This window comes from Streptomyces sp. NPDC088747 (genome assembly GCF_044751025.1).
Lineage (GTDB): Bacteria > Actinomycetota > Actinomycetes > Streptomycetales > Streptomycetaceae > Streptomyces.
In genome coordinates, this window is the sequence record NZ_JBIVKZ010000037.1 from 1,439 (window position 1) to 4,644 (window position 3,206).

1 rRNA gene is annotated in these 3,206 nt (G+C 56.6%); it reads left to right on the plus strand.

From position 1 onward, the window contains the following. Positions 1-61 precede the first annotated feature (61 nt). Positions 62-3,185: ribosomal RNA gene (locus ACIP79_RS42310) — 23S ribosomal RNA — on the plus strand. The last annotated feature ends 21 nt before the right edge of the window (positions 3,186-3,206 follow it).

Below are 3,206 nucleotides of genomic sequence, written 5' to 3' on the forward strand. Positions count from 1 at the left end.
GTTCGGGGTGGTGGGTGGTTGGTCGTTGTTTGAGAACTGCACAGTGGACGCGAGCATCTGTGGCCAAGTTTTTAAGGGCGCACGGTGGATGCCTTGGCACCAGGAACCGATGAAGGACGTGGGAGGCCACGATAGTCCCCGGGGAGTCGTCAACCAGGCTTTGATCCGGGGGTTTCCGAATGGGGAAACCCGGCAGTCGTCATGGGCTGTCACCCATACCTGAACACATAGGGTATGTGGAGGGAACGCGGGGAAGTGAAACATCTCAGTACCCGCAGGAAGAGAAAACAACCGTGATTCCGGGAGTAGTGGCGAGCGAAACTGGATGAGGCTAAACCATATGCGTGTGAGACCCGGCAGGGGTTGCGTATATGGGGTTGTGGGATCTCTCTTTCACGGTCTGCCGATCGTGAGACGAGTCAGAAACCGTTGATGTAGGCGAAGGACATGCGAAAGGTCCGGCGTAGAGGGTAAGACCCCCGTAGTCGAAACGTCAACGGCTCGTTTGAGAGACACCCAAGTAGCACGGGGCCCGAGAAATCCCGTGTGAATCTGGCGGGACCACCCGCTAAGCCTAAATATTCCCTGGTGACCGATAGCGGATAGTACCGTGAGGGAATGGTGAAAAGTACCGCGGGAGCGGAGTGAAATAGTACCTGAAACCGTGTGCCTACAAGCCGTGGGAGCGTCGCTCACAGAGTTTACTCTGTGGGTCGTGACTGCGTGCCTTTTGAAGAATGAGCCTGCGAGTTTGCGGTGTGTTGCGAGGTTAACCCGTGTGGGGAAGCCGTAGCGAAAGCGAGTCCGAATAGGGCGTTTTAGTAGCGCGCTCAAGACCCGAAGCGGAGTGATCTAGCCATGGGCAGGTTGAAGCGGCTGTAAGAGGTCGTGGAGGACCGAACCCACCAGGGTTGAAAACCTGGGGGATGACCTGTGGTTAGGGGTGAAAGGCCAATCAAACTCCGTGATAGCTGGTTCTCCCCGAAATGCATTTAGGTGCAGCGTCGTGTGTTTCTTGCCGGAGGTAGAGCACTGGATAGGCGATGGGCCCTACCGGGTTACTGACCTTAGCCAAACTCCGAATGCCGGTAAGTGAGAGCGCGGCAGTGAGACTGTGGGGGATAAGCTCCATGGTCGAGAGGGAAACAGCCCAGAGCATCGACTAAGGCCCCTAAGCGTACGCTAAGTGGGAAAGGATGTGGAGTCGCACAGACAACCAGGAGGTTGGCTTAGAAGCAGCCACCCTTGAAAGAGTGCGTAATAGCTCACTGGTCTAGTGATTCCGCGCCGACAATGTAGCGGGGCTCAAGCGTACCGCCGAAGTCGTGTCATTCCAGCACATACCCCCAACGGGGGCTGGGATGGGTAGGGGAGCGTCGTGTGCCGGGTGAAGCCGCAGCGGAAGCTAGTGGTGGACGGTTCACGAGTGAGAATGCAGGCATGAGTAGCGATACACACGTGAGAAACGTGTGCGCCGATTGACTAAGGGTTCCTGGGTCAAGCTGATCTGCCCAGGGTAAGTCGGGACCTAAGGCGAGGCCGACAGGCGTAGTCGATGGATAACCGGTTGATATTCCGGTACCCGCTGTGAAGCGTCAAACATTGAATCCAGTGATGCTAAGCCCGTGAAGCCGTTCCGGACCCTTCGGGGAATGGAAAGTGGTGGAGCCGGCGATCCAGGCTGGTAGTAGGTGAGTGATGGGGTGACGCAGGAAGGTAGTCCATCCCGGGCGGTGGTTGTCCCGGGGTAAGGGTGTAGGACGTTGTCCAGGTAAATCCGGGCAGCACATAGTCTGAGACCTGATGCCGAGCCGATTGTGGTGAAGTGGATGATCCTATGCTGTCGAGAAAAGCCTCTAGCGAGTTTCATGGCGGCCCGTACCCTAAACCGACTCAGGTGGTCAGGTAGAGAATACCGAGGCGTTCGGGTGAACTATGGTTAAGGAACTCGGCAAAATGCCCCCGTAACTTCGGGAGAAGGGGGGCCATCACTGGTGAGAGGACTTGCTCCTCGAGCTGGGGGTGGCCGCAGAGACCAGCGAGAAGCGACTGTTTACTAAAAACACAGGTCCGTGCGAAGCCGTAAGGCGATGTATACGGACTGACGCCTGCCCGGTGCTGGAACGTTAAGGGGACCGGTTAGTCACTCTTCGGGGTGGCGAAGCTGAGAACTTAAGCGCCAGTAAACGGCGGTGGTAACTATAACCATCCTAAGGTAGCGAAATTCCTTGTCGGGTAAGTTCCGACCTGCACGAATGGCGTAACGACTTCTCGACTGTCTCAACCATAGGCCCGGTGAAATTGCACTACGAGTAAAGATGCTCGTTTCGCGCAGCAGGACGGAAAGACCCCGGGACCTTTACTACAGTTTGATATTGGTGTTCGGTTCGGCTTGTGTAGGATAGCTGGGAGACTGTGAAGTGCTGGCGCCAGCCAGTGTGGAGTCGTCGTTGAAATACCAGTCTGGTCGTGCTGGATGTCTAACCTGGGTCCGTGATCCGGATCAGGGACAGTGTCTGATGGGTAGTTTAACTGGGGCGGTTGCCTCCTAAAGAGTAACGGAGGCGCCCAAAGGTTCCCTCAGCCTGGTTGGTAATCAGGTGTTGAGTGTAAGTGCACAAGGGAGCTTGACTGTGAGACCGACGGGTCGAGCAGGGACGAAAGTCGGGACTAGTGATCCGGCGGTGGCTTGTGGAAGCGCCGTCGCTCAACGGATAAAAGGTACCCCGGGGATAACAGGCTGATCTTCCCCAAGAGTCCATATCGACGGGATGGTTTGGCACCTCGATGTCGGCTCGTCGCATCCTGGGGCTGGAGTCGGTCCCAAGGGTTGGGCTGTTCGCCCATTAAAGCGGTACGCGAGCTGGGTTTAGAACGTCGTGAGACAGTTCGGTCCCTATCCGCTGCGCGCGTAGGAATATTGAGAAGGGCTGTCCCTAGTACGAGAGGACCGGGACGGACGAACCTCTGGTGTGCCAGTTGTCCTGCCAAGGGCATGGCTGGTTGGCTACGTTCGGGAGGGATAACCGCTGAAAGCATCTAAGCGGGAAGCCTGCTTCGAGATGAGTATTCCCACCAACTAGATTGGTTAAGGCTCCCAGTAGACGACTGGGTTGATAGGCCAGATGTGGAAGCCTCGTAAGGGGTGAAGCTGACTGGTACTAATAGGCCGAGGGCTTGTCCTCAGTTGCTCGCGTCCACTGTGT